Origin of the sequence: Jiella sonneratiae (assembly GCF_017353515.1) — a bacterium.
GTDB classification, from domain to species: Bacteria; Pseudomonadota; Alphaproteobacteria; order Rhizobiales; family Rhizobiaceae; genus Jiella; species Jiella sonneratiae.
The window spans coordinates 262115-288647 of the sequence record NZ_JAFMPY010000004.1 but is presented as its reverse complement, the minus strand read 5'-3'; the positions used below and the strand labels follow the sequence as shown (position 1 = coordinate 288647).

Sequence of the window (26533 nt, the reverse complement as noted above, 5' to 3'; positions counted from 1 at the left end):
GATCTGTCCGGTAGAAGATAAGCACTGCGGTCGCGGCACGATCTCGTCGGCGCCGCGCCCCTGAGCGATCAGAAGAGATCGACGTCGCCGATCGACTGAGGCGCCCGCACGGGAGCCGCGACCGGAATCTTCGGCATCGCGGTGTCCTCGAAGAAGATCTGCCGCGCCCGGCCGGAATGCGGCCAGTATTCGATCCTGCGGCCGCGCGTGCCGCCAAGGGAGCCGCCGAGATAGCGGATGTTCTCCATCTGCAGGAAGCGCTCGGCGAAGGCGCCGTTCTTGGCGCCGACGTCGGAGAGGCCGTCGACCGTGCGCGCGCCGCCGAAGAGCTTGGCTTCGAGATGGCCGCGGCGGGCGCCGCGATTGAGGAGGCCGTTGATCAGCACTTCCATCAGATAGAGGCCGAAGCTCTCGGCGCGGCCCGCCTCGCTTCCGCCGCTGCCCGGCAGGAGGAAGTGGTTCATGCCGCCGACGCCGGCACCCGGATCGCGGATGCAGGCGGCGACGCAGGAGCCGAGCAGCGTGGTGAGGACGGTGTCCTCGCCGCGCTCGACGCGCGCTTCGCCCTGCATGATGTGGATGCGGTTGGGTCGCCCGCCGGTGATCATTGCAGACGCCCCACGACGGCTTCGATGGTCTTCTTCAGGACCGGCACGGTGATCGGCTTGGCAAGGAAGTTGTTCACGCCGAGCTGCGCCGCCTTCATGACCAGCTCGCGATCGCCCTTCGACGTCAGGATGATGAACGGGGTCTTCTTGGTGGCACCGTAGGACCGGATCGCCTTGAGAAGCTGGATCCCGTCCAGCTTCGGCATGTTGAAGTCCGAGATGATGATGTGGCACGGGGTCTGCATCATCGCCTTCAGCGCTTCCTCGCCATCGCAGGCAAAGACGATCTGCTTGATGCCGAGCTGCTCCAACGCGTCGCGAATCAGCATGCGACTGGTTCGATGGTCGTCGACGATGAGGACTTTGAGATGATCTGCGATGCTCATGGCGTTATTCCTTCCGAGGCCGAGTAGACACGAATTTGATGAACGAAGTCTCTCATTCGGTCGCGAATTCGTTGGTTTCTCCGAGTGTTAACTCCCATTGAAGATCTGCTTCGCGATCCGTGCCAGGGGCAACTGACGCGCCACGGCGCCGATCTCGTTGGCAACGCGCGGCATGCCGTAGACGAGCGAGCTCTCCTCGTCCTGGCCGAGCGTCGCGGCGCCTTGCCGGCGCATTTCGAGCAGTCCCTGGGCGCCGTCGCGCCCCATGCCGGTGAGGATGACGCCGCAGGTCGAACCGCTGAAGTTCTTGGCGACCGACCCGAACAGGACGTCGACCGAGGGCCGGTGCCCGGAGACGGTCTCGCCTTCGATCAGGGCCACCGACGGCCGCGCGCCGGGCTTGACCACCATGTGGCGTCCGCCGCCGGGCGCGAGGTAGATGTGACCCGGCAGCAGCGGCTCGCCGCCCTTCGCCTCGCTGACGCGGGCGCGCGACACCCGGTCGAGCCGCGCCGCGAAGGAGCCGGTGAAGGCGGCCGGCAGATGCTGGACGATCACCGTCGGAGGGCAGTCGGCCGGAAATTCCGCCAGCACCTGCATCAGCGCCTCGACGCCCCCGGTGGAGGAACCGATGGCGATGAGATCCGGCAGGTGGCCGCGGCGGCCGCGCACCGGCTCGCTTTCCGCCTGGCGAGGCAGCGCCGGGCCGCCGCGGCGCCGTGCCATGCCGGCCTTGGCGCGGGCCGCCTCCTTGATGAGCGAGGGCAGCTCGTTGAACATCGTCTCGCGGGCGCTCGGCTTGGCGATGCAGTCGAAGGCGCCGATCTCCAGCGCCGCGAGCGTCGTCGCCGCGCCCGGCGCCGTGAGGTTCGAGACCATGATCACCGGCGTCGGCCGCAGCCGCATGATCTTTTCCAGGAACTCGATGCCGTTCATGTTCGGCATCTCGACGTCGAGCGTCACCACGTCGGGGTCGAGTTCCTTCATCTTGTCGCGGGCCTCGAACGGGTTCGAAGCCTCGCCGACGACGATGATGTCCGGATCGTTGCGCAGCGCATGCTTGATCAGCGCCCGCATGGTGACGGAATCATCGACGACAAGAACGCTCGCTGCGCACATCTTCACGCCTTCCCTGCGAACCGGCGGTCCTCGCGAGGATCTCCGGACGGCTGCACGTTACCCAATGTTCCTGGTCTTTCCGCCGGGGCGGTGCCGCCCGCATGGCGATGCGATGTCGGTCCGGCCGTCAGATCGCAGCGACCGGCCGCCATCGCCGTCACCGGACCTTGCGGTAGGAGGTGTTGCCCTGAAACTCGACGGTCTCGAGGGCCGGCCCCGTCACCCGCTCGGAATGGCCGATGAACAACACGCCGTTCGGCAGGATCCTTTCGCAGAACCGCTTCCAGACGCGCTCGCGCGTCGGCTGGTCGAAATAGATCGTCACGTTGCGGCAGAAGATCGCGTCGAACTGGCCCCGCATCGGCCATTCGCCGTTGAGGTTGAGCTCGCGGAAGGCGACGAGGTCGCGCATCGCATCGCTCACCTCGAACTGCATCTCCGTCGCGGCCTGGCCGCGGCTGCCGCCCTCGGTGACGCTCGGGCGGAACCACTTGCGGCGCAGGTCCACCGGCACGCTCTCGAGGGCGCTGGCGCCGTAGACGCCGGCCCTGCCGGTGGCGACGACGTTGGGGTCGATGTCGCTGGCGAGAATCCGGACGTCGTGATCGGCCGCACTCGGCATCAGCGACAGGATCGTCATGGCGATCGAATAGGGTTCGTGGCCGATCGAGCAGCCCGCCGACCAGATGCGCACCCGCGCGCCGCGCTTCGCCGCGTCGAGCAGCGGCGGCAGCAGGCTGTCGCGCAGGAAGTCGAAGTGGTGCTTCTCGCGGAAGAAGTGCGTGACGTTGGTGGTCAGCGATGCCAGCATCGAGGTGCGCTCGCCGGCGCCGGCCTTGTCCTGGACGAGGGCGCAGTAGTCCTTGAAGCTCTGCAGGCCGAGGGCGCGCAGCCGCTTCGACAGGCGCGAATAGACGAACGTCGCCTTGGTGTCGGCGAGATAGATGCCCGCATCCTCGTAGAGCAGCTTCGCGATGGTCGCGAAGTCTCCCTCGGTCATCGGGAACTCGCCGTTGCCGAGCGACGCGGTGCCAGCGCCCGCCCGCCTCGAAACGTGCGTCATGGACTCACGCGTAGCCGTCACCGACCTACTCTCCTCGACCGCGGGCCGCTTACATGCCGCCACGCATTGGCTGGAGCGGTCCCGGCCGGGACCGCCTCTTCAGTTCAAGTCAGGCTGCAGCCTGGAACGGCGGCAGCACGTTGTCCGTCGCGATCAGCGAGATCATCCGGCCCTCGATCGCCATGACGCCGCGCACGAAGGTCTTGGCGAGGTCCGAGGCGAGATCCGGCGTCGGCTGCAGGAGGTCGTCGGTGATCGTCAGGATGTCCGACACGGCATCGACGAGGAGGCCGAAGAGCTGCTGCTCGACCCTGACGACGATGATCACGCTGCGGGCCGTCGGCACGGTGCGGGGAAAGCCGAGCCGGGCGGCGAGATCGACGATCGGCAGCACCGCGCCGCGCAGGTTGATCACGCCGTTCACGTAGGAGGGCGCATGCGGCAGCGGCGTCGCCGTCGTCCAGCCGCGGATCTCGCGCACCGACATGATGTCGACGCAGAACTCCTGCTCGCCGATGCAGAAGGCGATGAGCTCGCGGGCCGACCGCGGATCGTTGCGATTGTCGTTCTGGGGTGGCGAAACCGTCGTCATCCTGCTCACTCCGCTGCGTGCTGCATGCCGCTGTTGAAGAAATTGCCCTCGACCCGCGACGTCGCGACGACCGCGTCGACGTCGAGAATGAGCGCGACCCGCCCGTCGCCGAGGATCGTCGCGGCGGCGATGCCCGGGACGCGGCCGTAATTGGCTTCGAGGCTCTTGATCACCACCTGCCGCTGGCCCTGGATGGCGTCGACGAGCAGCGCCGAACGGGCGCCGTTCTCGGCCTCGACGAGGATCGCGACGCCGCCGGTGGCATTCGCCAGCTCGTAGGAGTAGCCGAGCTCGCGAGCGACGTCGACGAGCGGCATGAAGGTGTCGCGGACCTGTACGAGCCGGGCGTCGCCGCCGAAGCTCTTCACCTCGCTCGCCTTCGGCTGCAGCGTCTCGATGATCGCGGTCAGGGGCACGACCACGGTCTGGTCGCCGACCGAGACGATCATGCCGTCGAGCACCGCGAGCGTCAGCGGCAGGCTCATCGTGAAAGTCGAGCCGCGGCCGGGCTTGGAGGCGATCGAGACGCGGCCGCCGAGGGCCTGGATCGAACGCTTGACGACGTCCATGCCGACGCCGCGCCCGGAGAGCGAGGAGATCTTCTCGGCGGTCGAGAAGCCGGGCAGGAAGATCAGGTTGTCGATCTCCTCGTCCGAAAGGTTCGCCTCGGCCGGGATCAGCCCCTTCTTGATGGCGATCTCCTTGACGCGCTTGCGGTTGATGCCGGCGCCGTCGTCGGAGATCTCGATGACGATGCGGCCCGAGCGGTGCATCGCCGCGACGCGCACGACGCCTTCCTCGGCCTTGCCGGCGGCGAGGCGGTCGGCGGGCTTTTCGAGGCCGTGGTCGATGGCGTTGCGGATCATGTGGGTGAGCGGATCGGCGAGCCGCTCGATCACGGTCTTGTCGACCTCGGTCCACTCGCCCTCGGTGATCAGCCGGACCTGCTTGCCGGAAATGTCGGCGACCTCGCGCACCAGCCGCGGCAGGCGCTGGAACACCGACTTCACCGGCTGGGCGCGGATCGCCATGACCGAGTCCTGGATCTCGCGGGTCAGCTGTTCGAGCTCGTCGAAGCCGACGGCGACGTCCGAGGCCCGGGCAAGGCCGGCCTGATAGGCGCGCTGCGACAGCATCACCTGATGGATCACCAGTTCGCCGACGAGATCGATGAGGCGGTCGACGCGCTCGAGATCGACGCGGATGGTCTGGGCCGCGCCGCCGCCGGCGCCGCCCTTGCCGTCGCCGCCGGCATCGGCCTTGGCGGCGGCTGCCGGAGCCGCCGGGGCGGGTGCCGGGGTCCTGGCGGCGGGCGCCGCGGCCGTCGCCTTCGGCTCCTCGGGCTCGCGCATCTCGGGCGCGTCCTTCGGCTCCTCCTCGTCCTTCGCCGGCGTCTCCAGCGGCTCGTCGTCCGGCGTCGCCCGGATGCGGGCGAGGATGTCGGCGATGTCGGGATCGTCCGCGTCGATCTCGCCGTCCGGTGCGTCGTGGACGGCCTCGATCGTCAGGTCGCAGTCGAACTCGACGAATTCGAAGACCTCGCGGACCTTTTCCTCGGACTCGGCGGTGGAAAGCTCGATGGTGAAGGTGAGATAGGCGCCTTCCGGATCGATCGCCGGCAGCAGCGGCACTTCCGAAATGTTGCAGGCGACCTTCGCCTCGCCCAGCGTGTAGACGTCGCGCAGCACCCGGTTGGCCTCGTTGGCCTTGGCGTACATGCGCGGCGACGGCTTGAAGACGATGCGGAATCTGTTGTCGCCGCCGATGCCCATCAGGTCGCCGAGATCGACCGCGACCGGGGTGAAGTCGAGATCGCCCATGCCGTCGTCGTAGACCGGGCCGTCGGAGGGCGCGCTGGCGCCGGCCGCCTTCGGCGCCGGCGGCTCCTCGCCCTTGGCGAGGGCGACGAGGCCCTTCAGCTCGTCGATCAGGCCGGCATTGCGCTCGGCGTCGGCCGAGCCGCCGTCACGGGCGACCGTGACGAGGTCGGCCAGCGCGTCGGCCGAGCGCAGCATGATCTTGAGGACTTTTTCCGAGGAATCGAGACGGCCCGAGCGCATTTCGTCGAGGGTCGTCTCGAAGACGTGGGCGAAGTGGACGAGATCGTCCAGGCTGAACGCGCCGGCACCGCCCTTGATCGAGTGAACGGCGCGGAAGACGGCGTTGACGGTGTCGGAATCCGCTTCCCCGTTCTCGATCGCCAGAAGTCCCGCCTCGAGGTCCGCCAACTGCTCGGCGCATTCCTCGAAGAAGGTTGCCCGGATTTCGGCCATTGCGTCCATGGTCTGTCTCTTTCCACCCTCGGTCCGGCCTCAGCGCGCCGGTGAAATGCCTTGCAGTTGCGGCCGAATGCGGCGCCGCCTCAGGCGGCGACCCTGTTGATCGCGTCGACCAGCTTGGTCGGGTCGAAGGGCTTGACGATCCAGCCCGTGGCGCCGGCGAGCCGGGCGCGCTGCTTCTTCTCCGCGTCGCTCTCGGTCGTCAGGACGAGGATCGGGATGGCGCGGCGCGCGGAATTGGCCCGGACCGCCTCGATGAACTGGAAGCCATCCTTCCTCGGCATGTTGATGTCGGTGATGATCACGTCGGGCTCGATGTCCATGCTCTCGAGGACCTCGATGCCGTGCTGGCCATCCTCCGCCTGGACGACCGTGAAGCCCGAAGAGGCCAGCGTGACCTTGAGCATCTCGCGCATGGTGCGCGAGTCGTCGATGGTGAGAATGGTGCGTTTCATTGTGCGACTTCCTTTTCGAGAATGGCCTGAGGCGTGAGACCGAGGACCTGAAGGCCGGAGGTGAAAGAATCGGACGGCTCCGCGATGCTGAAGGCCGCCATGTCGTCCTTCCAGGTGGCGGCGGCGGCGATCAGGATCTGGACGCACTGGGTGCCGAGGCGCTCGACCTTCGAGGCATCGAGGACGATGTTCTGGCCGCGCAGCGACATCAGCTTCTCGGTCAACGGCGTCGCGGCCTTGAGATCGAGGATCTCGGGCAGCGTGTAGACCGCGCCTTCGACGGCGGTCGTCTTGGGTGACTTGCGGGGCATCAGAGCTTCTCCGGGATTGCGACGGAAACGGCACCGCGGCGGCGCGGGGCGGGGCGCGACGCGTCTCTCGGCGCGCGGCGGAAGGCGGCACGCGCCGCGCGCCTCGCCAGCGCCTCGGGAGCCCCGCGGGACGCCGCGGACGAGGAGGCCTTCGCGGTGCATGATTTCGTATTCTTCACGGCCATCGACTGCGACTCGAGCATTGCGCGCCCAGGAAGGGAAACTTTCGTCGGAAACTAGCCGCAACCTCCTAAGCAATTCTTTATCGGACCTGCAGCTGTCCGACCGGAACCGCCGCCGCGTGCCCGATCTGCGACGACATCACCTGTACTTACGAAACATTCCCCAAGTGTAGCCATGTTGTTTTCTAAAGCCCGCCGCACCGGCAAAGATCACCGTCCGGCGCGGCCGTCCCTTCCCGACGCACCCTTTCCACACAATGCCCGCCGGCCTGTGCGAGGCTTGTGCCGCGCCTCTTGAGGCAGGCCCGCGAATGGTGGAGAAGGGTCCGATGCGGGTGGCGACGGGAGGCGCGAGGCAGCGATGTCACAGACGGCAGCAAAACGGCCGGTGGTCTTCGTCTTCGGCTCGGTCAACGTCGATCTCGTCTGCCGCGTCGCGACCATCCCGCGGCCGGGAGAGACCGTGCTCTCCGCCCGCTACGAACAGCTCTTCGGCGGCAAGGGCGCCAACCAGGCCGTCGCGGCGGCGCGGGCCGGCGGCGCGGCGGTGTGCCTTGCCGGCGCGGTCGGCGACGACGAACTCGGCGAACGGTCGCGGGCCGCCCTTTCCGGCGAGGGCATCGACGTCGGCAGCCTCGCCACCACCGGCGAGCGCACAGGCTGCGCCTTCATCACCATCGACGCCGACGGCGAGAACGCCATCACCGTGGCGAGCGGCGCCAATCTCGAAGCGCGCGCCGATGCCGCCGATCCGGCACTGTTTCGCGAAGACGCCGTCCTCGTCCTGCAGATGGAGGTTCCGCTCGCCGAGAGCCTCGCGGCCGCCGAAAGGATGCGGGCGGCGGGCGGCCGGGTCGTGGTCAACCTCGCCCCCGTGCCCGCCGGGCTGCGCCGCGAGGATCTGCGGCGGCTTCTCGCCGCCTGCAGCGTGCTCGTCGTCAACGAGACCGAACTTGCCGCCGCAGCGGCGCTGGCCGGGCTCTCCGGCGAGACGCCGGCGGCCCTCGCCGGTGCGCTCGGCGCGGGATACGCGCTGGCGGTGATCGCGACGCTCGGCGGCGACGGCGTCCTTCTCGCCGACGCGCCGGGCACGATCGAGACGTTGCCGGCGCTCGCCGTCGACGTGGTGGACACGACGGGGGCCGGCGACACCTTCGTCGGCGTCTTCGCCAGCGGTCTCGCCGCCGGGCTCGCGCTGCCGCAGGCGGCGCGGCGGGCGGTGGCCGCGGCGTCCCTCGCCTGCCGCAAGGTCGGCGCGCAGACCGCCATGCCCTTCGCCGCCGAGATCGACGCGGCGCTCTCCGCGCCGTGACGGACGGTCCGCCGCGGGCGATCGCCCATCTCCGCCTCGCGCTCAGCCCGGACTGGAGCATCGGCCCCGGCAAGGCCCGGCTGCTCGAGGCGATCGAGGCGACCGGCTCCATCGCCGCCGCCGGGCGCCGCCTGAAGATGAGCTACAAGCGCGCCTGGAACCTCGTCGAGGAGCTGAATGCCGGCTTTCGCGAACCGCTGGTCACCTCGACGCGGGGCGGCAGCACCGGCGGCGGCGCCGGCCTGACGCCTGCCGGCCGCAGCGTGCTCGACGGTTACCGGCGGATCGAGGCGCAGGCCGAGGCCGCCGTCGCCGCGGAGGTCGCGGCGCTGCGGGCGCTGCTCGCGCCGAAGAACGGGGGGCCGGCCGGCCAGTCCGTCGCCGATGAAGGCGAAAGCGATGGCGAAGGCCGCGGGAGCGACGAAGTCTGACGGCGGCGCCTTGACTCTCGCGCCATGGCGATATGTTCTGCGAAACATATCGGAGATCATCAATGACACGCCTTCTATCCGCCGCGCTTTTCGCCACCACCGTCCTCGCCGCCTCGCAGGCGGCCGCCGCCGAGACGACCGTCGTCGCCGTCGCGGCGAACTTCACCGAACCCGCCAAGGAGATCGCCACGGCGTTCCACGAGGCGACCGGCGACACGGCCAAGCTCAGCTTCGGCTCGACCGGGGCGCTCTACACCCAGATCGGCCAGGGCGCGCCGTTCGAAGTGTTCCTGGCGGCCGACGACGAGCGGCCGCGCCGGGCGGTCGACGAGGGTCTCGCGGTGAAGGGCAGCGGCTTCACCTACGCCGTCGGGACGCTCGTCCTCTACAGCACCGATCCGAAGCTCGTCGGCGGGCCCGACGCGCTGAAGACCGGCGACTTCGACAAGATCGCCATCGCCAATCCGAAGACCGCGCCCTACGGCACGGCGGCCGTCGAGACGATGAAGAAGCTCGGCGTCTACGACGATCTCGCCGACAAGATCGTCCAGGGCAACAGCATCGCCCAGACATTCCAGTTCGTCTCGACCGGCAATGCCGAGCTCGGCTTCGTGGCGCTTTCCCAGGTGGTGGGCGACGAGGCGGGTTCGCGCTGGGTCGTCCCGGCCGCCGACCACACGGCGATCCGCCAGGACGCGGTGCTCCTGAAGACCGGCGCGTCGAACGAAGCGGCGAAGGAATTTCTCGACTTCCTGAAGGGGCCGCAGGCAAAGAAGATCATCGAGAAATACGGCTACGGCATCGGCCAGTGACCGCGAGGCGCCGGACTTGATCGACACGCGCGACATCTTCGGCGCCCTGGCGCTGACGCTGGAACTGGCGAGCGTCACGACCCTCCTTCTGCTCCTGCTCGGCACGCCGCTCGCCTGGTGGCTGGCGCGCTCGCGCTCGTGGCGTTCCGACGTCGTCGGAACGCTCGTCGCCCTGCCGCTGGTGATGCCGCCGACGGTCCTCGGCTTCTATCTTCTGATCGCCCTCGGCCCCTCCGGGCTCGGCGGCCTGTTCGGGCTGCGCTCCCTCGCCTTTTCCTTCCCGGGCCTGGTGATCGGCTCCGTCATCTACTCCATGCCTTTCGTGGTCCAGCCGGTGCGCAGCGCCTTCGAGGCGGTGGGCGACCGCCCGCTGGAGGTGGCGGCGACGCTGCGGGCCGGCCCGCTCGACCGGTTCTTCACCGTCGCCGTACCGCTCGCGCGCTCCGGCTTCCTCACCGGCGCCGTGCTCGGCTTCGCCCACACCGTCGGAGAGTTCGGCGTCGTGCTGATGATCGGCGGCAACGTTCCGGGCAAGACCCGGGTCCTGTCCATCGCGATCTTCGACTATGTCGAACAGCTGCGCTTCGCCGACGCCCACATCGTCGCCGGCGGCATGCTGGTCTTCTCGTTTCTGGTCATTCTGGCGATGTCGCGGATCGGCCGGCGGCTCGGCGAGATCGCCCCGTGAGCCGGCGGGAAGCGCCACCCGGCGCGGAGGCGCCGGGGCTCGACGTCCGGCTGGCGGGACGGCGCGGCGGCTTTGCCCTCGACGCCGCGTTCACCGCACCGGCCCGCGGCGTCACCGCGCTGTTCGGCCCCTCCGGTTCGGGCAAGACTTCGCTGCTTCGATCGATCGCCGGGCTGGTGCGGCTCGCCGGCCGCGTCGTCGCGGGCGGCGAGGTTTGGCAGGAGGGCGAGCGCTTCGTCCCGCCGCATCGGCGGGCGGTCGGCTACGTCTTCCAGGAAGCCAGCCTGTTTGCGCATCTTACCGTCGAGGCCAATCTGGTCTACGGCGCGCGGCGGACCGAAGGCGGCGTCGACGCCGGGCTGCGGCGGGAGGTGGTCGCGCTCCTGTCGCTGGCGCCGCTGCTCTCGCGCTCGACCGCAGATCTCTCCGGCGGCGAAAGACAGCGTGTCGCGATCGGCCGGGCGATCCTGTCGCGCCCGCGGCTGATGCTGATGGACGAGCCGCTGTCCGGCCTCGACCATCTGGCGAAAAACGAGATCCTGCCGTTTCTCGAGCGGCTCGGCTCCTCCCTCGACCTGCCAATCCTCTATGTCAGCCACGATCTCGCCGAGATCGAGCGCCTCGCCGACCGCATCGTCGTCGTCGAGGACGGCCGCATCCGGGCCGCGGGCGGGCTCAACGCGGCGCTCACCGACGTCGGGCTCGGCTTCGTGCGCGATCCGCGCGCCGCCGCCGTCCTGCCCGCGCGGGTTACGGCCTATGCCGCGGAGGACGGCCTGTCGGAGCTCGACCTCTGCGGCCAGAGCCTGTTCGTCGAGGGCATCGGCGCCGCCGAGATCGGCATCGAGCGGCGGGTCCGCATCGCCGCGAGCGACGTCAGCCTCGCCCGCGCGCCGCTCGGCCCGTCGACGATCCTCAATGCGCTGCGGGTCGAGATCGTCGCCATCGAGCCGGGCACCGGCGCCGCCGATCTCGCCATCCTGCTCGCCCTCGAAGGCGCGGCGGACTTCACCTTCGTCGCCAAGGTCACCCGCCGCTCGGCCGGGCGGCTGGAGCTTGCCGTCGGCGATCGGCTGTTCGCCCAGATCAAGTCGGTGTCGCTCGCAACCTCGCCGATGCCGCGATCACGATGAGGACATCGAGGCTTCATTGAAGCCGCAAAGCCGGATATCCGGGAGGGCACCAGACGCCACGCCGAAAGGTCTGCCATGACGGCCCTCGACGCCCGCCCCTTGCCGCAGGTCGTCCGCCATCGCCCGGCGCTGCGGGCGCTGCACTGGCTGGTCGCGCTGCTCGTTCTTCTCGTCTGGCCCGTCGGCTTCGTCATCGGCTTCGTCAAGGACGAGGCGAAGACCGGCTTCTACTTCGTCCATGAATCCTTCGGCTTTCTCATCCTCTGGGTGATGCTGGCGCGCCTCGCGCTGCGGCTGGTCTTCCCGCCGCCGGCGGAGCCGGCGATGCCGCTCTGGCAGAAGCGGCTGGCGGCATCGGTGCACTGGCTGCTCTATGCCGCGCTGATCCTGCAGCCGGTCTTCGGCTTCCTCGCGACCAACGCCTTCGGCTTTCCGCTCGACTGGTTCGGCCTCGTCACCGTCTGGAGCCCGCTCGGCAAGTCCGACGTCGCGCCGGTCCTGATGCGCGTCCACGTCTTCCTCGGCTGGTCGATCGTCGTCCTGTTCTGCCTGCATCTCGCCGGCGTCCTCCACCACCATCTGCTGCGGCGCGACGACACGCTCTACCGGATGCTCTGATACGGTTTCCGGCAGATCACTTCGTGATGCCGGAAACAAAGACGCTCATTCGCCGCGCGGGCTCGATACGAGCCCGATCGGAGCCGCCGGGTCGCGCCGGGCGCCGCCCGGTCCTCAGGATGCGCCGGCGCCGCTTCCAGCCGGCAATGCCAGAAGGTCGAGATGGCCGACGACGGTCTCGGCCGCGCCCGCGGCTTCGAGCCGGAACCGTCGCCAGGCCTCGATCCCGGCCGGGTCGAGGACCCCGAGTTCATCGACCGCCGAAGCCATGCCCGCGACATGGGCGGCCGAAAGCTGCGCGTCGCCGGGGCCGAGCCGCCAGGGGCTGTCGGCGAGTTCGACCGCATGGCCCCTCGCTGTCATCGCCGCGCCGAGCCGGCGTGCCGCGGCGGGCCCGAGCGAGGCGCCGCGCCCGAGCCCCTTCGGCCGCAACTGGTGCCGGTTGAAGCCGGCGACGACGATCCCGTCGAGCGGATGGCTCGGCGAAAAGGAGGTCGACCCGTCATAGCTCAGCGCGGCATAGAGCCCCGCCCCAAAGGCCGCCACCCTCTCCGCCAGGGCCTCGACGAAGTCGGCCGAGGCGAGGTCGAACAGCGCCGAGGCGGTGACGAGCCGGGAGCCGTCGAGCGGCACCGCGGCGAGATCGGACAGATCGGCCCGCACCGTTTCCGCCAGAAGGCCGAGATCCTCCGCCCGCGCCGCCGCAACAGCGAGCAGCGCCGGATCGGCGTCGACGAGACGCCAGCGACAGGCCTTCGCCACGTCCGGCAGTGCCGCCGCAAAGGCCGCGAGCGTCGCCCCCGTTCCGCAGCCGAGATCGACGGCGACGACCTTCCCCTCCCCGGCAGGTTCGGCCAGGAAGCCGGCCGCCCGCCGCAGCAGGCCGGCGTCGCGCGCCCGCTTGTCGGCCGGCGCCCGCAGGTCGAGCCAGGAGGCGGCAAATCCGCTCATCGGCCGAGCCCCCCGAGCGCCGCGGCGACGCGGCGGCCGGTCTCGTCCCAGCCCGGCAGGGCCTGCCCCGCGGCGAATGCCGCCTCGCCGGCGCGTCGGCGGGCATCTTCGTCGACGAGCAGCGTCCGAAGACCATCGGCGAGCGCTGCGGCGTCACCCGGCGAAAAGCGTCGGCCGGCCGCTTCCGGCACGAGGTCGCGCGGCGCGCCATCGGCACAGAAGACCACCGGCAGGCCGTGGGCCAGCGCCTCGGCGAAGACCATGCCGTAGCCTTCGTAGCGGCTGGCGAGCACGAAGACGTCAGCCGCCGGATATTCGCCGGCGACGTCCGCAAGCGCTCCGACGAGTTCGACGCGGCCGGAAAGGCCGCATGCCGCAACCTGGCGCTCGAGCGCCGCAGCGGTCTGCGGATCGGCGGTCTTCGAGCCGACGATGCGGCAGCGCCAGTCGAGATCGGCGATCGTCGCGAGCGCCGCGACGAGCGTCGCGTGGTCCTTGCGGGGGATGAGGGTTCCGATCGAAAGGAGCAGCGGCACGCCGGCAGACCCCTTGGGACCGGCAGGCCATTCTTTCGGCATCGCCGGCTTGTCGGTGCCGGGCGGCGCGACCGTCAGGCGGTCGGCCGGAACGCCGAAGCGTTGCCGCAGCGTTTCGCCCGTGGCGGCACTGGTGACGACGACCGAGGCGGCGCATCGGAGCGCGGCGCGCTCGGAGGCTTCGAGCGCGGCGGCGAGCGTCGCGGACAGGCCGGTCTCGAGGCAGAGCGGATGATGGACGAGCGCCGCAAGGCGCAGGCGGCCGTGCTCTTCTTCGGCGATTTCGGGTATCGCGCCGAAGGCGAGCCCATCGACGAGCACGTGGCTGCCGTCTGCCAATGCGGCAAAGGCCGCCGCCGTCTCGGCCCGCTCCGCCGGGCTCGGCCGCGGAAAGCCGGCGGGCAGCCTCAGATGGTCGACCGTCAGGCCGAGCCGCCTCAGCTCGCCCATCAGCCGCCTGTCGTAGCCATAGCCGCCGCTCGGCGTCTCGATGTCGCCGGGGATGGCGAAGACGAGCCGGCCTCGGCTCACAGATCGCCCTCGTACCAGGCGCGCGCGACGTGCGATTCCTCCAGCGTCACCCGCATGCGCCGGACCCGTTGGCCGCCCTCGCCGAGCGCCCCTTCGGCGATGCGGTCCGCCAGCCGGTCGAACAGGTGGCGCGCCAGGAACTCGGTGGTCGTGATTTTGCCGGAGAACGCCTCCATCGCGTCGAGATTGCCGTAGTTCAGCGGCTCGAGCACCTCCTTCAGGAGCGTGGCCGCGCGGCCGATGTCGACGGCGAGCCCGTCGGCGTCGAGCGCCTCGACGAAGAACGCCGCATCGACGACGAAGGTCGCGCCGTGCATGCCCTGGGCCGGGCCGAAGACCGGTCTCGGCAGGCTGTGGGCGATCATCATGTGGTCCCGGACCTCGACGGCATACATCGGCGCCGCTCCTTCTTCATCGCGTCTCGCGGCCGGCTTTCTCGTCCGGCCGTCAGTCGTAGCGGATGCGGTGGCACAGCGTCGCCGGATCCGCCAGAATGTCGACATAGCGCGCCGAAAGGTCCGCAAAGGCCGTCTCGCCGGAAAACAAGACGTCGAGCCGCGGATCGGCGAGAAGCCGCAGCGCCGCCTCCAGCCGGCGGCGGTTGCTCCAGCGCGTCGCCCGGCCGGGCGGAACGCTGCCGACCTGCGAGCCGACGATCGACAGGCGCTGGCTGTGGAAGGCGCCGCCGAGCGGGATCGTCGGCAGCGCCGCCCCGTACCAGCTCGCCTCGACGATCCGCGCCTCGAAGCCGGCCGCGGCGATGGCGCTCGCCAGCCCCTCCTCGCTCGCCGAGGTATGGACGACGACGTCGCAGTCGGCGGGGAGGTCCGTCGGCGCCGCGAACTGCGCGCCCAGCGCCGCGACGATCCCGCCGCGGGAGGGATTGACGTCGACGACGAAGGTCTCCGTCCCCGGGATCGCGGCGGCGATATAGGCGACGAGCAGCCCCACCACCCCGCCGCCGACGACGGCGACGCGGTCGCCGGGCAGGATGCCGGCGTCCCAGACGACGTTGAGCGCCGTCTCCATGTTGGCGGCGAGCACCGCGCGATGTTTCGCGACCCCCTCCGGGATCGGCACCGCCGCGTCGGCCGGCACGACGAAAAGGTCCTGGTGGGGATGCAGGCAGAACACCCACCGGCCCCGACTGTCGTCGGCGCCGGACTCCGCGCCGCCGCCCCTGCCCCCTTCCACGATCTCGCCGACCGTGCCGTAGCCGTACTTCACCGGAAACGGGAACGCCCCTTCCTGGAAGGGCGCCCGCATTCTCTGCCACTCGCTCTCCGGCACCGAGCCCGACGCGACGAGCGATTCCGTGCCGCGACTGATCGCACCGTGGCGCGCCCGTACGAGGACCTCGCCGGCACCCGGCTCCGGCAGGCGTTCCTCGCGAAGCGCCGCGCGCCCCTCCCCGACGAGCCAGAGCGCCCGCCCGGCCTTATCCGGCTCATCATCCGTCAAGACGTCTCTCGCTGCCATTCGCGCCGCCCGTTGCAAGGATCGCCGCGGCACGCCGCCCCGGCGTTCCGCGCCGACACCACAGCTAGATCAGCAACCGGTTCTGTCATGGCGCGCCTTCCGCCAAAGAGACGGCGCAGCGCGCCTGGATCGCCTTTCGCGACGCCGAATGCGACCGGCTCTGCAACCCGCACCATCGACGGCCGTACCATCGACGGCACCATGCGCTTTGGTATTCGCCGTCTGCCGGAACCGGCCGACCGCCGAGCGCGTGATCGCGCCGCGGGACGACGCCGGGGGAGAGGGCGAGGACGAGGGCAACTGAGCCGGCCGGTCCGGGCCGGGCGAGAAGCGGCCGCAGCTCAGCCGAACAGCGGGCTCTGCCAGACATAGACGGCGAGAACCGGCAGCGCGACGATCGGGATCGCCATCTGCAGCGGCCGGAGCGAGGCGAAGAACAGCGGCGCCTCGCCGTTCTTCGCGGCCAGCGGGTCGAGGATCGCGAGGCTGACATAGCCGGTCAATTCCAGAGCCGCCGCCGTCAGCGTATAGGCCCAGACCGTCTCGACGACCGCGGCAAAGCCGAGGAAGAAGATCCACAGCATGGTGGCGAGCTGGCCGGGCGTCGGCCCGCCCGGCTGGCGGAAGCTGACGCCCCGCCGCACCCCGGCGAGGAAGGTGAGGATCGCCGCGGCCCAGAGCAGCGTGAGATTGACGGTCAGGAAGGCCTGCGCCTCGCTGCCGATCCACAGATAGACGGCACCGGCCGCGATCGGCAGCATCGCGGCGAAGGCGAAGAGCGCCCCGATCGGCGGCGGCGCGGCCGCCTCGGTGGCGGTGATCGTCCGCCCGTCTGTGTCACTGGCCATGCCTCGTCCCTTCCCTCCTGCGCCGGTCGGACGGCAGCCCGCCGCTTCGAAGCCTGTTTCGCACCCGCGGGCGCCCGCGTTTCACCTTGGAAGGCCGCAAGCGGCCACCGACGGGCCGTCGGCCGCCGCCTGCCTCAGCGTTCGAGATATGGGCCGAGGATCGCCCGCGTCTGCCTCTCGGCGCGCTGAAGCAGTTCGTAGGCTTCGAACTTCGCCGCGTGATAGGCGGCGAGCGCCCCGCCCGCCGGCGCCACGACCTCGCCCGACCGGCACATGGCGGCGGCTGCGGCGCGAAGGTCCGGATGCGCCTTCGCCGCCACCGCCCCGACCATCGCGCTGCCGAGGAGCACCGGTTCGCGGGTCTCGGGCCGTGCCACCGACAGCCCGGTCGCGTCGGCGAGGAGGCGCCGCAGCAGCGGCGAGCGGGCGGCGCCGCCGGAAGCGACGATCGCGCCGAGGCTCAGCCCCTTCGCCCGGTTGGCCTCGACGATCTGGCGGGTGCCGTAGCAAAGGCCGCAGAGCGTCGCGACGAAGAGCCTGACGAGGTTCTCCTCGCTGGAGGCGAGCGTCAGGCCGGCGACGGCGCCGCGGGCGTGCGGGTCGGCCTCCGGCGAGCGGTTGCCGAGGAATTCCGGCACGACGGTGAGTTCCGCCCCGAGGAAGGCGGCCGCCTCCGGCGATCCGGCCATCGCCAGGGCTCGAGCCTCGAGATGGTCGGGAACCGACAGGCCGGCCGCTTCGGCGGCGCGCGCGGCGGCCGGATAGGCCGGATGGAGGGCGATCAGATAGTCGAGGGCCGCGCCATAGGCCGACTGGCCGCCTTCCAGCAGCCAGAGGCCGGGGATCATCGCCCCGTAATAGGGGCCCCAGACGCCGTCGACGAATGAGGGCTCCGGCGTCAGCGTCATGGTGCAGGAGGAGGTGCCCATGATGAAGGCGAGTTCGCGGGTCGGATCGCCGGCGCCGCCGCCGGGAAGATCGCCGCCGACGGTGCCGACGCCGCCGGCATGGGCGTCGATCAGCGAGGCCCCGACCGGCGTTCCCGGCGACAGGCCGAGTTCCTCGGCCGCGGCCTCGGTGAGCCCCGCCCCGAGCGGCACGCCGATGTCGACCACATCGGTGCCGATCCGCGCGAAGCCCTCGTCCGCGAGCTCCTCAAGGCCGATCTGACGGAAATAATCGGCGTCGAAGCGGCGCTCATGGGCGAGATAGGTCCATTTGCAGGTCAGCGTGCAGACCGACCGGGCGAGACTTCCGGTGGCGCGGAAGGACAGGAAGTCGGCGAGGTCGAAGAAGTGCCCGGCGCGCCGGAAGGTGTCCGGCAGCCGCTCCTTCAGCCACATCAGCTTCGGCGTCTCCATCTCGGGCGAGATCCGCCCGCCGACATAGCGCAGCACCTTGTGGCCGGTGGCGTTGATCCGCGCGGTCTGGTCGAGGGCCCGGTGGTCCATCCAGACGATGACGTTGCGGGCGTCGTCGCCGCTGCGGCTGACGGTCAGCGGCCGGGCGTCGCGATCGACCACCACCATCGAGCAGGTGGCGTCGAAGCCGAGCCCCTTGACGTCGCTCCCGGCAAGGCCCGCCGCGGCGACGGCTTCGCGCACGCTGTCGCAGATCGCCCGCCAGATGTCGTCGGAGGACTGTTCGAAGACGTTCGGATCCTCGCGCCACAGGCGGATCGGGCGCTTGGCGGCGGAAAGCAGCCGTCCGGAGCGGTCGAACAGCCCGGCGCGCGCGCTGCCCGTCCCGACGTCGATGCCGAGATATGCCTCCGCCATGCCGCCTCCCGTCTCGTCTCCGGGTGCGACCTAGCCGGATTCTTCGCCTGATGGAAAGAGCCCCGGCTGCGGCGAGACGGCAAAGCACGGCAGACGGCGCCGGGGCGTCCGCCGCTTTTCAGGCCGACGGGGCGCCACGAGAGGCTGCCGCCGAATTCTCAAAGGCGCGTGATGTAGAACGTCGCGACCGTCGCGTCGGACGGGGTGTAGCTGTCGCAGGCGACGCGGTTTCCGGCGACGTCGAGCGTCACGGCGCCCTGGCCGAAACAGTGGTCGGCGAAGGACCGCGGGATGCCGAAGGCGGTCAGGACGTCGTAGAGCCGGCTGCGATAGGCCGGGCCGCTGTCGTCGCGATCGGCGATCTCGGCCCGGATCGCGAGTTCCCGGTTCATCGGGTCGAAGCGGGCGCGGATCGAATTGCGGTCCGAGCCGGGGGTCTCGGCGATGCGGCAGGAGGCGTCCCCGCCGTCGAGCCGACACGCCGCTTCGCCGGGCATCACGTCCTTCAGATAGGCCAGCCGCTCCGCGGCGCCTGCCGCGCCGTCCGCACCCTCCCAGGGAAAATCGCCGCGGCGATGCGCCGCCTCGCTCGGGGCGCGCGTGACGACGCACTCCCTGATGGTCCTGTCGATCGCCCCGTCCTCGTCGCGAATGTCGATCTTCGGCTCGCCCCAGCCGCGCAGCGCGAGCGTCGATCCGTCACCGATGTCGCCGAGAAGACCGCCGTCCATCGGCCAGAAGACGACGCGCTTTTCCCGCAGATACTCGCCGTCGTCGACCGAAAGCGACGTCGCCGCCCCGTCGATGGCGATGTCGAAGCGCCGCTGCTTGCGCATCTCGTCCGCATCGAGGGGCGAGAACTGCGGCGTCCAGATGCCGAAGCGCGGCCCCTCGCCGCGCTGGCAGGACACCGCGACGCAGGTTTCCCCGCCCGCGGCGCAGGCATAGGCGGCGCGCCAGTCGCCCTCTTCCGTTTCGCGCCATTCGGCATTGGCGGGCTGGAGGGAAAGCAGCGCCAAGAACAGGCCAAAGGCGGAAGCTGTCGAAAATCGCATGGCGCTCGGCCCCAGTTGGTGGTTGCCCACAGGTAACCGGAAACTCTTGAGCCGGGCTTGCATTGCAGAAGATTTGTGACGCTCGCAGTGAGTATTGGTTCTGTAACTTCCGTTTCGACGCCATGTCTTGGACGAGCCGAAAAATCGAGCCGACCGGCTTTATCGCGGGAAGCCCCCGACGCCGCCTCGCGTGCCACCATTCGGGCCGACGACCCGATAGCCACCGACACAGCCGCGGGGGCCGCACGCGCGGGCGCCGCGAACCGTGCCGCCGTTGGGTCCCGTCACGGTGCCGGCGCCGCCACATGCGCGCGGACCGCAGCCCCTGGTTCCCGCGGCGCTGCCGCCATAGGCGCCGCTGACCGTGCCGCTACAGCCATGGAGACCACAGTTCCGGTTCACGCTGGCTCCTGGCGGCGGAGCGTAATATGCGGGGCCGCGGTAATACCAGGGATAGCTCGTATAGTACCGGTTCCAGTAGGCCGTATTGAAGGACACGACCGGCAACCCCACCCGCGGCCCGACGACCACCGTCGTGCCGGCGACGATGGTGGTCAGATAGTGCGCAGAAACCCAGCCGCGGGCGCCCAGATAACCCGTATCGCACCAGGAATAGTCGGCAAGGCAGCCATAGGTGACGACGCGTCCGCCAGCCGGCACGACCCGGACCGCCGGATAGCCTGTGCCAGGGCCGGCGCGCATGTTGACGTCGGCCGTGGCAACGGCCGAGCTGGCAGCAAGGGCGCCGCCCGGCGCCAGAACGGCCGCGAAAAGCAGAACCGCAGCGCGCAACATTTTCCGCATGAAAACTCTCCCGAACTGGTCGAAGGCCCGGATCGCCAAGCACGGGCACCGGCGGGCGCCGTTGGCCTCGACCTCCGCACGGCCACAGGTTTAACCGGCCTCTGTCGTCGGGATTTGGCTACGCGGTCTCCAAACGTCGGGATTCGTCACTGCGTGTAACGCGGCCGCCAAGGTCCGCGGGCTTCGGCGAGCCGCCTAACGACACGCATCGCGGCGCGCCCTCAAGACTTGCCGAGATAGACCCGCAACGTCTCCGCCGTGCCCTTCTCGGCCAGCATCGCCAGCCATCTGGCGAAAGGCTCAGCGAAGCGCGGCTCGTCCTTCAGCGAGCCGTAGACGTCGGTCATCGCCAGCCAGGCGGAGGGGTCGGTCTCGGCGGCCTTCGCCCGCTCGACGAGCTTGTCCCAGTTCGGATCGTTCGGCTCGATCGCAGTGCCGCCGTCGCTCGTGCCGCGGCAGTAGCGGCACCAGAGCGCCGATTCCAGCGCGAGACCCTCCGGCGCGCGGCCGGCTTTCAGATTGTCGAGGATCGAGGGGACGATGAACTTCGGCTGGCGGTTCGAGCCGTCGAGGCAGAGCCGGCGCACCGTGTCGCCGATCTTCGGATTGGCGAAGCGGCGCTTGATCAGGGAGAAATAGTCGCCGAGGTCGGTATCCGGGACGGGCGGCACGACGGGGATGATCTCGTCGCGCTCGACCTTGTCGAGGAATCGCGCGACGAGGTCGGTCTCCATCGCCTCGTGGACGAAGTGGACGTCCATCAGCCCGGCCGGATAGGCGATGATCGCATGGCCGCCGTTGAGGATGCGGATCTTCATCGCCTCGTAGGGGGAAACATCGGGAACGAACTGGACGCCCACCTTCTCCAGCGCCGGGCGGCCGGCCGGGAAGTCGTCCTCGAGCACCCACTGCTTGAATTCCTCGCAATAGACCGGCCAGGCGTCCTCGATGCCGAAGGTCTCGCGGCAGTGGTCGATCTCCCGCTGGCTGGTCGCCGGGGTGATGCGGTCGACCATGCCGTTCGGAAAGGCGACGTTCGCGTCGATCCAGTCGGCGAAGGCCGGGTCGGAGAGCCGCATCGTGCCGACGACCGCCGACCGGCAGACCTTGCCGTTGTGCGGGATGTTGTCGCAGGACATGACGGTGAAGGGCGCGAGGCCCCGCTCGGACCGGCGCCTCAGCCCGGCACCGATCAGACCGAAGACGGTCTTCGGCTGGTCGGGGCTGGCGCCGTCGGCGGCGATCGCCGGATGCGAGGGATCGAAGACGCCGTCGGAATCGACGAAATAGCCGCCCTCGGTCACCGTCAGCGAGACGATCCTGATCGCCGGATCGGCGAGCCTCTCGATGATCGCCTCGGCGTCGCCGACGGCCAGCATGTCGACCATCGGCCCGGTGACGCGGGCCGAGGTGCGGGCGTTGTCCTGCTCGACGACGGTGGTCAGGTAGTCCTGGGAGGCGAGCTTGTCACGCATCGCCTGGTCGGAGGGCATGACGCCGGCCCCGACGATGGCGAAGTCGTGTCCCTCGCCGGTCTCGAACAGGTCGTCGAGATAGACCGCCTGGTGGGCGCGGTGGAAGTTGCCGACGCCGAAATGCAGGATGCCCGCGGCAAGCCGCGACCGGTCGTAGCGAGGCACCGCCGCCGTCGCCGCGATCTCGGAAAGGGTCCGTTCGGAAAGCCTCACGCTCATGGCAGGTCTCCTGAAGCTCATCAAATCATCGCGCGCCGGCCCGGGCCGTCGCGTGTCTCTCCCGGCCGCGGACGTCGCTCCGGCGCCGCCGGCGCGGCGGGACGCAGACCGCACGCGCCGCGAGCCGCCGCGTCGCCGGACCGTCGCGGCTCACCGCAAGGCGAGCCCCTTGCCGTCGAAGCGGTGGATCTTGTCTTCCTGCGGCGTCAGATAGACCGTGTCGCCGGAATGCACCGGGAACTCGCCGTCGGCGCGCACCGTCACCGGCTCCTCGTGGACCGGCGATTCGACGTGGAGGAAGGTGTCGGAGCCGAGATGTTCGGACACCTTCACCGTCCCCGTCCAGCGCCCTTCCGAAGTCGAGAGCCGCAGATGCTCGGGCCGGATGCCGATCGTGTCGGCCTTGTACTTGCCCGCCTCGGCCCCGTTGATCAGGTTCATCCGCGGCGAGCCGATGAAGCCGGCGACGAAGAGGTTGCGCGGGCTGGAATAGAGCTCCAGCGGCGAGCCGACCTGCTCGATGTTGCCGGCCCTGAGGACGACGATCTTGTCGGCCATGGTCATCGCCTCGACCTGGTCGTGGGTGACGTAGATCATCGTTGTCTTCAGCCGCTGGTGCAGCTCGGAGATCTCGAGCCGCATGCCGACGCGCAAGGCGGCGTCGAGGTTCGACAAGGGCTCGTCGAAGAGGAAGGCCTTCGGTTCGCGGACGATCGCCCGGCCGATGGCGACGCGCTGGCGCTGGCCGCCGGAGAGCTGCCCCGGCCGCCGGTCGATATAGGCGTCGAGATTGAGCGTCTTCGCCGCATAGTCGACGCGCCGGTCGATCTCGGCCTTGTCCATGTTCGCCATCTTCAGCGGGAAGGCGATGTTCTTCCTGACGCTCATATGCGGATAGAGCGCGTAGGACTGGAACACCATGGCGAGGCCGCGCTTGGCCGGCGGCAGCTCGGTCGCATCGGTGCCGTCGATGGTGATCTTGCCGGAGGTGACGTCCTCCAGCCCGGCGATCAGCCGAAGCAGCGTGGACTTGCCGCAGCCCGACGGGCCGACGAAGACGACGAACTCGCCGTCCTCGATCTGCAGGTCCAGTTCGGGGATGATGACGACGTCGCCGAAGGCCTTGCGGACCTTTTCGAGGTGGATCTGACCCATGGATGAGGCTCCTACTTGACGGCGCCGAAGGTGAGGCCGCGCACCAGCTGCTTCTGCGAGAACCAGCCGACGATCAGGATCGGCGCGATGGCGAGCATCGAAGCGGCCGAGAGCTTGGCGTAGAAATTGCCCTGCGGGCTCGAGAAGGACGCGATGAACTGCGTCAGCGGCGCCGCGTTCGAGGTCGTCAGGTTCAGCGACCAGAAGGCCTCGTTCCAGGAAAGGATCACGTTGAGGAGGATCGTCGAGGCGATGCCCGGCACCGCCATCGGCGCCAGCACCTGGGTGATCTCCTTGCCGAGGCTCGCCCCGTCCATGCGCGCCGCCTCGAGGATCTCGCCGGGGATCTCCTTGAAGTAGGTGTAGAGCATCCAGACGATGATCGGCAGGTTGATGAGGAACAGGACGACGATCAGCCCGAGCCGCGAATCCAGAAGGCCGAAGCGCACGAACAGGAGGTAGATCGGGATGTAGACGCCGACCGCCGGAAGCATCTTGGTCGACAGCATCCACAACAGCACGTCCTTGGTCCGCTTGGTCGGCGAGAACGCCATCGCCCAGGCCGCCGGGATCGCGACGATCAGCCCGAGCGCCGTCGATCCGAGCGACAGATAGATCGAATTCAGCATGAAGTGGAAGTAGTTCGACTGGCTCTGGATCGTCTCGTAGTTCTCCAGCGTCCAGTCGAAGTTCAGGAACACCGGCGGGATCGAGATCGCCTGCAGCTCGGTCTTGAAGGATGTAAGAAAGGTCCAGAGGATCGGGAAGAAGATCAGGAGCCCGACGAACCAGGCGAGGATCGTCGTGACGATCTTCTTCTGCGTGGTGACGCGACGTGCCATGTGAAAGCCTCCTCAGGCGTCCAGGTTCTTGCCGATCAGGCGAACGAGGAAGATCGCGACGATGTTGGCGAGGATGACCGCGACGATGCCGCCGGCCGAGGCCGCGCCGATGTCGCCGTAGGAGGTCGCCTGCTGGGCGACGAGATAGGTGATGTTGGTCGACTGGGAGCCCGGCCCGCCCTGGGTGGTCACCAGGATCTCGGCGTAGATCGACAGAAGGAAGATCGTCTGGATCAGGATCACCACGGTGATCGCCCGGCTCATATGCGGCAGGGTGATGTACCAGAAGATCGACAGCGCCCCTGCCCCGTCCATCTCCGCCGCCTCCTTCTGGTCCTCCGACAGCGACTGCAGCGCGGTCAGCAGGATGAGCGTGGCGAAGGGCAGCCACTGCCAGGCGACGATGATGATGATCGACAAAAGCGGGACGTTGGTCATCCAGTCGACCGGCGGGATGCCGACCGAGGACAGGAGCTGGCCGATGACGCCGTAGACCGGGTTCATCATCATGTTCTTCCAGACCAGCGCCGCGACCGTCGGCATGACGAAGAACGGCGCGATGACGAGAAGCCGGACGATGTTGACGCCGTAGAAGTCCTGGTCGAGCAGCAGCGCCACCAGGATGCCGCCGATGACGGTGATCGCAAGGACGCCGATCACCAGGATCAGCGTGTTGGCGAGGGCGGCGAGAAAGGTCGGATCGTTGAGGAAGTAGGTGTAGTTTCCGAAGCCGATGAAGGGCGTCGAGATCGGATTGTAGAGCGTGTAGTTCAGCGTCGAGAAATACAGCGTCATCGCAAGAGGCACCGCCATCCAGACGAGGAGGACGATCACCGCCGGCGCCATCATCGCGCGCGCCGCGCTCTTGGTATGCAAGGTCGCCATGACACTGCCCGTTCTGCCGCCGCCCGGCGGCATCAAGAGGTCGCGAAAGAGCGGCCGATCGCAAGGAACGGCCCTGTCTCGATGGTCTTCGCTTCGAGGACCCTTGCCTCGATCCCGGCCGGTACCGGCCGGCAGTCGCGACCGGAACCGGATGCCGGTCGTCGCGGCGGGTCTGGGAGGATGGCGATGTCGGGAACGAATTCGGGGGCCGCCGGCCGGCGGGCATCTCGAAAATTCGGCCTTCCTCCCTCGGCCCTTCTCGGCCGGGCGGCTCGTTGATCGGCCGCCCGTACCGGATCTTAAGCGCGCGCCGGGCGCGTCACCCTCACTTATTCGGGTAGCCGGCGCGGCTCATCTCGCGCTCGGCGATCGCCTGGCTCTGCTTCAGCGCCTGGTCGACCGTCGCCGAACCGGAGAGCGCCGCCGCCATCTGCTGGCCGACCGCCGTGCCGATGCCCTGGAACTCGGGGATCGCCGCGAACTGCAGGCCGTAATAGGGCTTGTCGTCCGTCGGCGACGGATCGGCATGCTTGATGGCGTTCAGCGTCGCGTCGGCAAAGGGCGCCGCCTCGGTGTATTTCGAGTTCTCGTAGAGCGAGGTGCGGGTGCCGGGAGGCACGTTCGCCCAGCCTTCCTTGTCGGCCACGAGTTCGAGATACTTCTTCGACGTCGCCCAGGAGATGAAGGTCTGGGCAGCTTCCGCCTTCTGCGAGGAAGACGGGATCGCCAGCGACCACGCCCACAGCCAGTTGAAGCCGTCGTTCGGGCAGTTCTCGATGCCGCAGGGCGCCGGCGCGAAGCCGACCTTGTCCGGCACCTGGCTCTGCTTCGGGTCGGTCACGAAGGATGCGGCGACGGAAGCGTCCATCCACATGCCGCACTTGCCCTGGCCGAACAGCGAGAGATTCTCGTTGAAGCCGTTGGAGGCGGCGCCCGGAGGGCCGTATTTCTGCATCAGGTCGACATAGAGGGAGACGGCCTTCTTCCAGCCCTCGCTCTCGAACTGCGGCTTCCAGTCGGCGTCGAAGTAGTTGGCGCCGAACTCGCGGGCCATGTTGCCGAGGAAGGCCATGTTCTCGCCCCAGCCCGGCTTGCCGCGCAGGCAGATGCCGTAGACCCCGGCGTCCTTGTCGGTGATCTTTTCAGCCGCCTCGGCGATGAAGTCCCAGGTCGGCTTCTCGGGCATCGTCAGCCCGGCCTTCTCGAACAGGTCCTTGCGGTAGAGCGTCAAAACGCTCTCGGCGTAGAACGGCGCCGCGTAGAGCTTGTCGTCGTTGGACAGCGCCGAGCGGATCGCCGGGATGAGGTCGTCGATGGCGTAGTCGTCGCCGAGATTGTCGAGCGGCTTCAGCCAGTCCTGCTTCGCCCAGATCGGAACCTCGTAGGTGCCGATCGTCATGATGTCGAACTGGCCGCCGCCGGTGGCGATGTCGGTGGTGACGCGCTGGCGCAGGATGTTCTCCTCCAGCGTCACCCAGTTGATCTTGATGTCCGGATGGTCCTTCTCGAACTCGGGCGTCAGGCCCTGCATGCGGATCATGTCGGAGTTGTTGACGGTGCCGATCGTCAGCGTCGTCTGCGCGTGAGCGGACGTCGCCCCGACAGCGAGGAGCGCCGCGGCGCCCGCCGTCAGCATCGAGAATCTCATGTGAAGCCTCCCAGCTCGGTATGAGCAAATATTCATTTGCGGGGCAAAAATTCACCGTCGCGGCCGCGATGTCAACTGAATTCAATCCCGCAGTGCAGCACCCTGCCTCCCGATCGAACGCGCTCCCGAGCATTCGCCGGGCAGAGCCAAGGACGATACTAGCGCACGGCGAGGCCGCATGCAGCCCCCGCTGCAACTCGCGCCGCCCGCCGCAGGCTGGGCGCGGCAAGCCGTCGCGCCCCAAAGCCGGAGGGACGGTTCACCCGGACGGTGCGGCTATTTGACGGGCAGCGCGGACCGCCGACTTCGCGAAGGACGGACGAGCCGGCGCGGCACGT

28 protein-coding genes are annotated in these 26533 nt (G+C 69.2%); 7 read left to right on the top strand and 21 right to left on the bottom strand.

Annotated elements, in window-relative coordinates:
- Positions 1–68: 68 nt before the first annotated feature.
- From J1C47_RS05375 to J1C47_RS05340, 8 genes are all read right to left on the bottom strand, one after another.
- On the bottom strand, positions 69–608 hold the full coding sequence (locus J1C47_RS05375) for a chemotaxis protein CheD (RefSeq protein WP_207349685.1): 540 nt from the start codon (positions 606–608) through the stop codon (positions 69–71).
- Positions 605–994 carry a response regulator gene (locus tag J1C47_RS05370; protein ID WP_163463999.1) on the bottom strand — a complete coding sequence of 130 codons (390 nt, stop codon included), beginning with the start codon at positions 992–994 and terminating at the stop codon, positions 605–607. The genes J1C47_RS05375 and J1C47_RS05370 overlap by 4 nt, the downstream gene beginning before the upstream one ends.
- A gap of 87 nt (positions 995–1081) precedes the next feature.
- Positions 1082–2113 carry a protein-glutamate methylesterase/protein-glutamine glutaminase gene (locus J1C47_RS05365; RefSeq protein WP_207349684.1) on the bottom strand — a complete coding sequence of 344 codons (1032 nt, stop codon included), beginning with the start codon at positions 2111–2113 and terminating at the stop codon, positions 1082–1084.
- Between the two features lie 157 nt (positions 2114–2270).
- A complete protein-coding gene (locus J1C47_RS05360; RefSeq protein ID WP_245396369.1) occupies positions 2271–3113 on the bottom strand; it encodes a CheR family methyltransferase in 843 nt (280 codons plus the stop codon).
- 172 nt (positions 3114–3285) lie between these two features.
- Positions 3286–3768 carry a chemotaxis protein CheW gene (locus tag J1C47_RS05355; protein ID WP_207349682.1) on the bottom strand — a complete coding sequence of 161 codons (483 nt, stop codon included), beginning with the start codon at positions 3766–3768 and terminating at the stop codon, positions 3286–3288.
- Positions 3769–3773: 5 nt separating this feature from the next.
- Complete coding sequence (locus J1C47_RS05350; RefSeq protein ID WP_207349681.1) at positions 3774–6050, bottom strand: chemotaxis protein CheA; 2277 nt, start codon at positions 6048–6050, stop codon at positions 3774–3776.
- A gap of 80 nt (positions 6051–6130) precedes the next feature.
- Positions 6131–6502, bottom strand: a complete 372-nt coding sequence (locus J1C47_RS05345; RefSeq protein ID WP_207349680.1) for a response regulator — start codon at positions 6500–6502, stop codon at positions 6131–6133.
- A complete protein-coding gene (locus J1C47_RS05340; RefSeq protein ID WP_207349679.1) occupies positions 6499–6813 on the bottom strand; it encodes an STAS domain-containing protein in 315 nt (104 codons plus the stop codon). The genes J1C47_RS05345 and J1C47_RS05340 overlap by 4 nt, the downstream gene beginning before the upstream one ends.
- Positions 6814–7356: 543 nt before the next feature.
- Here J1C47_RS05340 and J1C47_RS05335 point away from each other — a divergent pair.
- The 6 genes from J1C47_RS05335 to J1C47_RS05310 all read left to right on the top strand — a co-directional run bounded on the left by J1C47_RS05335 (position 7357) and on the right by J1C47_RS05310 (position 11989).
- Positions 7357–8307 carry a PfkB family carbohydrate kinase gene (locus J1C47_RS05335; RefSeq protein WP_210382244.1) on the top strand — a complete coding sequence of 317 codons (951 nt, stop codon included), beginning with the start codon at positions 7357–7359 and terminating at the stop codon, positions 8305–8307.
- Positions 8304–8738, top strand: a complete 435-nt coding sequence (locus J1C47_RS05330) for a winged helix-turn-helix domain-containing protein (protein WP_342591936.1) — start codon at positions 8304–8306, stop codon at positions 8736–8738. The genes J1C47_RS05335 and J1C47_RS05330 overlap by 4 nt, the downstream gene beginning before the upstream one ends.
- Positions 8739–8800: 62 nt before the next feature.
- The gene (gene modA / locus J1C47_RS05325) at positions 8801–9550 is read left to right on the top strand and encodes a molybdate ABC transporter substrate-binding protein (RefSeq protein ID WP_207349678.1); all 750 of its coding nucleotides are present in this window, start codon (positions 8801–8803) and stop codon (positions 9548–9550) included.
- Between the two features lie 16 nt (positions 9551–9566).
- Positions 9567–10238 carry a molybdate ABC transporter permease subunit gene (modB, locus tag J1C47_RS05320; RefSeq protein ID WP_207349677.1) on the top strand — a complete coding sequence of 224 codons (672 nt, stop codon included), beginning with the start codon at positions 9567–9569 and terminating at the stop codon, positions 10236–10238.
- On the top strand, positions 10235–11371 hold the full coding sequence (modC, locus tag J1C47_RS05315) for a molybdenum ABC transporter ATP-binding protein (RefSeq protein ID WP_207349676.1): 1137 nt from the start codon (positions 10235–10237) through the stop codon (positions 11369–11371). The genes modB and modC overlap by 4 nt, the downstream gene beginning before the upstream one ends.
- Positions 11372–11446: 75 nt before the next feature.
- The gene (locus tag J1C47_RS05310) at positions 11447–11989 is read left to right on the top strand and encodes a cytochrome b (RefSeq protein ID WP_207349675.1); all 543 of its coding nucleotides are present in this window, start codon (positions 11447–11449) and stop codon (positions 11987–11989) included.
- Positions 11990–12103: 114 nt separating this feature from the next.
- Here J1C47_RS05310 and J1C47_RS05305 read toward each other — a convergent pair whose 3' ends face one another.
- The 4 genes from J1C47_RS05305 to J1C47_RS05290 are packed head-to-tail and all read right to left on the bottom strand — an operon-like array spanning position 12104 to position 15468.
- On the bottom strand, positions 12104–12940 hold the full coding sequence (locus J1C47_RS05305; RefSeq protein WP_207349674.1) for a methyltransferase domain-containing protein: 837 nt from the start codon (positions 12938–12940) through the stop codon (positions 12104–12106).
- Entirely contained in the window at positions 12937–14007 is a 1071-nt protein-coding gene (locus J1C47_RS05300) for a glycosyltransferase family 4 protein (RefSeq protein ID WP_342591935.1), read from the bottom strand. Before J1C47_RS05300 ends, J1C47_RS05305 begins: the two co-directional genes overlap by 4 nt.
- Positions 14004–14402: a 6-pyruvoyl trahydropterin synthase family protein gene (locus J1C47_RS05295; protein WP_207349673.1), complete on the bottom strand. Its 399-nt coding sequence runs from the start codon at positions 14400–14402 to the stop codon at positions 14004–14006. Before J1C47_RS05295 ends, J1C47_RS05300 begins: the two co-directional genes overlap by 4 nt.
- Before the next feature lie 52 nt (positions 14403–14454).
- Entirely contained in the window at positions 14455–15468 is a 1014-nt protein-coding gene (locus J1C47_RS05290) for a zinc-dependent alcohol dehydrogenase (protein WP_245396368.1), read from the bottom strand.
- An 86-nt stretch (positions 15469–15554) separates the two neighbouring features.
- On the opposite strand from J1C47_RS05290, the gene J1C47_RS24200 reads away from it, so the two are divergent.
- Entirely contained in the window at positions 15555–15740 is a 186-nt protein-coding gene (locus J1C47_RS24200) for a lysozyme inhibitor LprI family protein (protein ID WP_207349802.1), read from the top strand.
- A gap of 87 nt (positions 15741–15827) precedes the next feature.
- Here the strand turns inward: J1C47_RS24200 and J1C47_RS05280 are convergent, their stop codons facing one another.
- From J1C47_RS05280 to J1C47_RS05240, 9 genes are all read right to left on the bottom strand, one after another.
- Positions 15828–16334, bottom strand: coding sequence for a DUF3429 domain-containing protein (locus J1C47_RS05280; RefSeq protein ID WP_207349671.1), 507 nt, complete (start codon positions 16332–16334; stop codon positions 15828–15830).
- 134 nt (positions 16335–16468) lie between these two features.
- Positions 16469–18112: an FGGY-family carbohydrate kinase gene (locus J1C47_RS05275; protein ID WP_207349670.1), complete on the bottom strand. Its 1644-nt coding sequence runs from the start codon at positions 18110–18112 to the stop codon at positions 16469–16471.
- A gap of 158 nt (positions 18113–18270) precedes the next feature.
- Positions 18271–19167 (bottom strand): hypothetical protein, encoded by an 897-nt coding sequence (locus J1C47_RS05270; RefSeq protein ID WP_207349669.1) that lies wholly within the window; start codon positions 19165–19167, stop codon positions 18271–18273.
- Between the two features lie 159 nt (positions 19168–19326).
- Entirely contained in the window at positions 19327–19971 is a 645-nt protein-coding gene (locus J1C47_RS05265; protein ID WP_207349668.1) for an SH3 domain-containing protein, read from the bottom strand.
- Positions 19972–20192: 221 nt separating this feature from the next.
- Entirely contained in the window at positions 20193–21665 is a 1473-nt protein-coding gene (locus J1C47_RS05260) for a mannitol dehydrogenase family protein (protein WP_207349667.1), read from the bottom strand.
- Positions 21666–21815: 150 nt separating this feature from the next.
- Positions 21816–22820, bottom strand: a complete 1005-nt coding sequence (locus J1C47_RS05255; RefSeq protein WP_207349666.1) for an ABC transporter ATP-binding protein — start codon at positions 22818–22820, stop codon at positions 21816–21818.
- An 11-nt stretch (positions 22821–22831) separates the two neighbouring features.
- Positions 22832–23662, bottom strand: a complete 831-nt coding sequence (locus tag J1C47_RS05250) for a carbohydrate ABC transporter permease (RefSeq protein ID WP_207349665.1) — start codon at positions 23660–23662, stop codon at positions 22832–22834.
- A 12-nt stretch (positions 23663–23674) separates the two neighbouring features.
- Positions 23675–24547 (bottom strand): carbohydrate ABC transporter permease, encoded by an 873-nt coding sequence (locus J1C47_RS05245; protein ID WP_207349664.1) that lies wholly within the window; start codon positions 24545–24547, stop codon positions 23675–23677.
- Between the two features lie 325 nt (positions 24548–24872).
- Positions 24873–26195, bottom strand: coding sequence for an ABC transporter substrate-binding protein (locus tag J1C47_RS05240; protein WP_207349663.1), 1323 nt, complete (start codon positions 26193–26195; stop codon positions 24873–24875).
- Positions 26196–26533 lie beyond the last annotated feature (338 nt).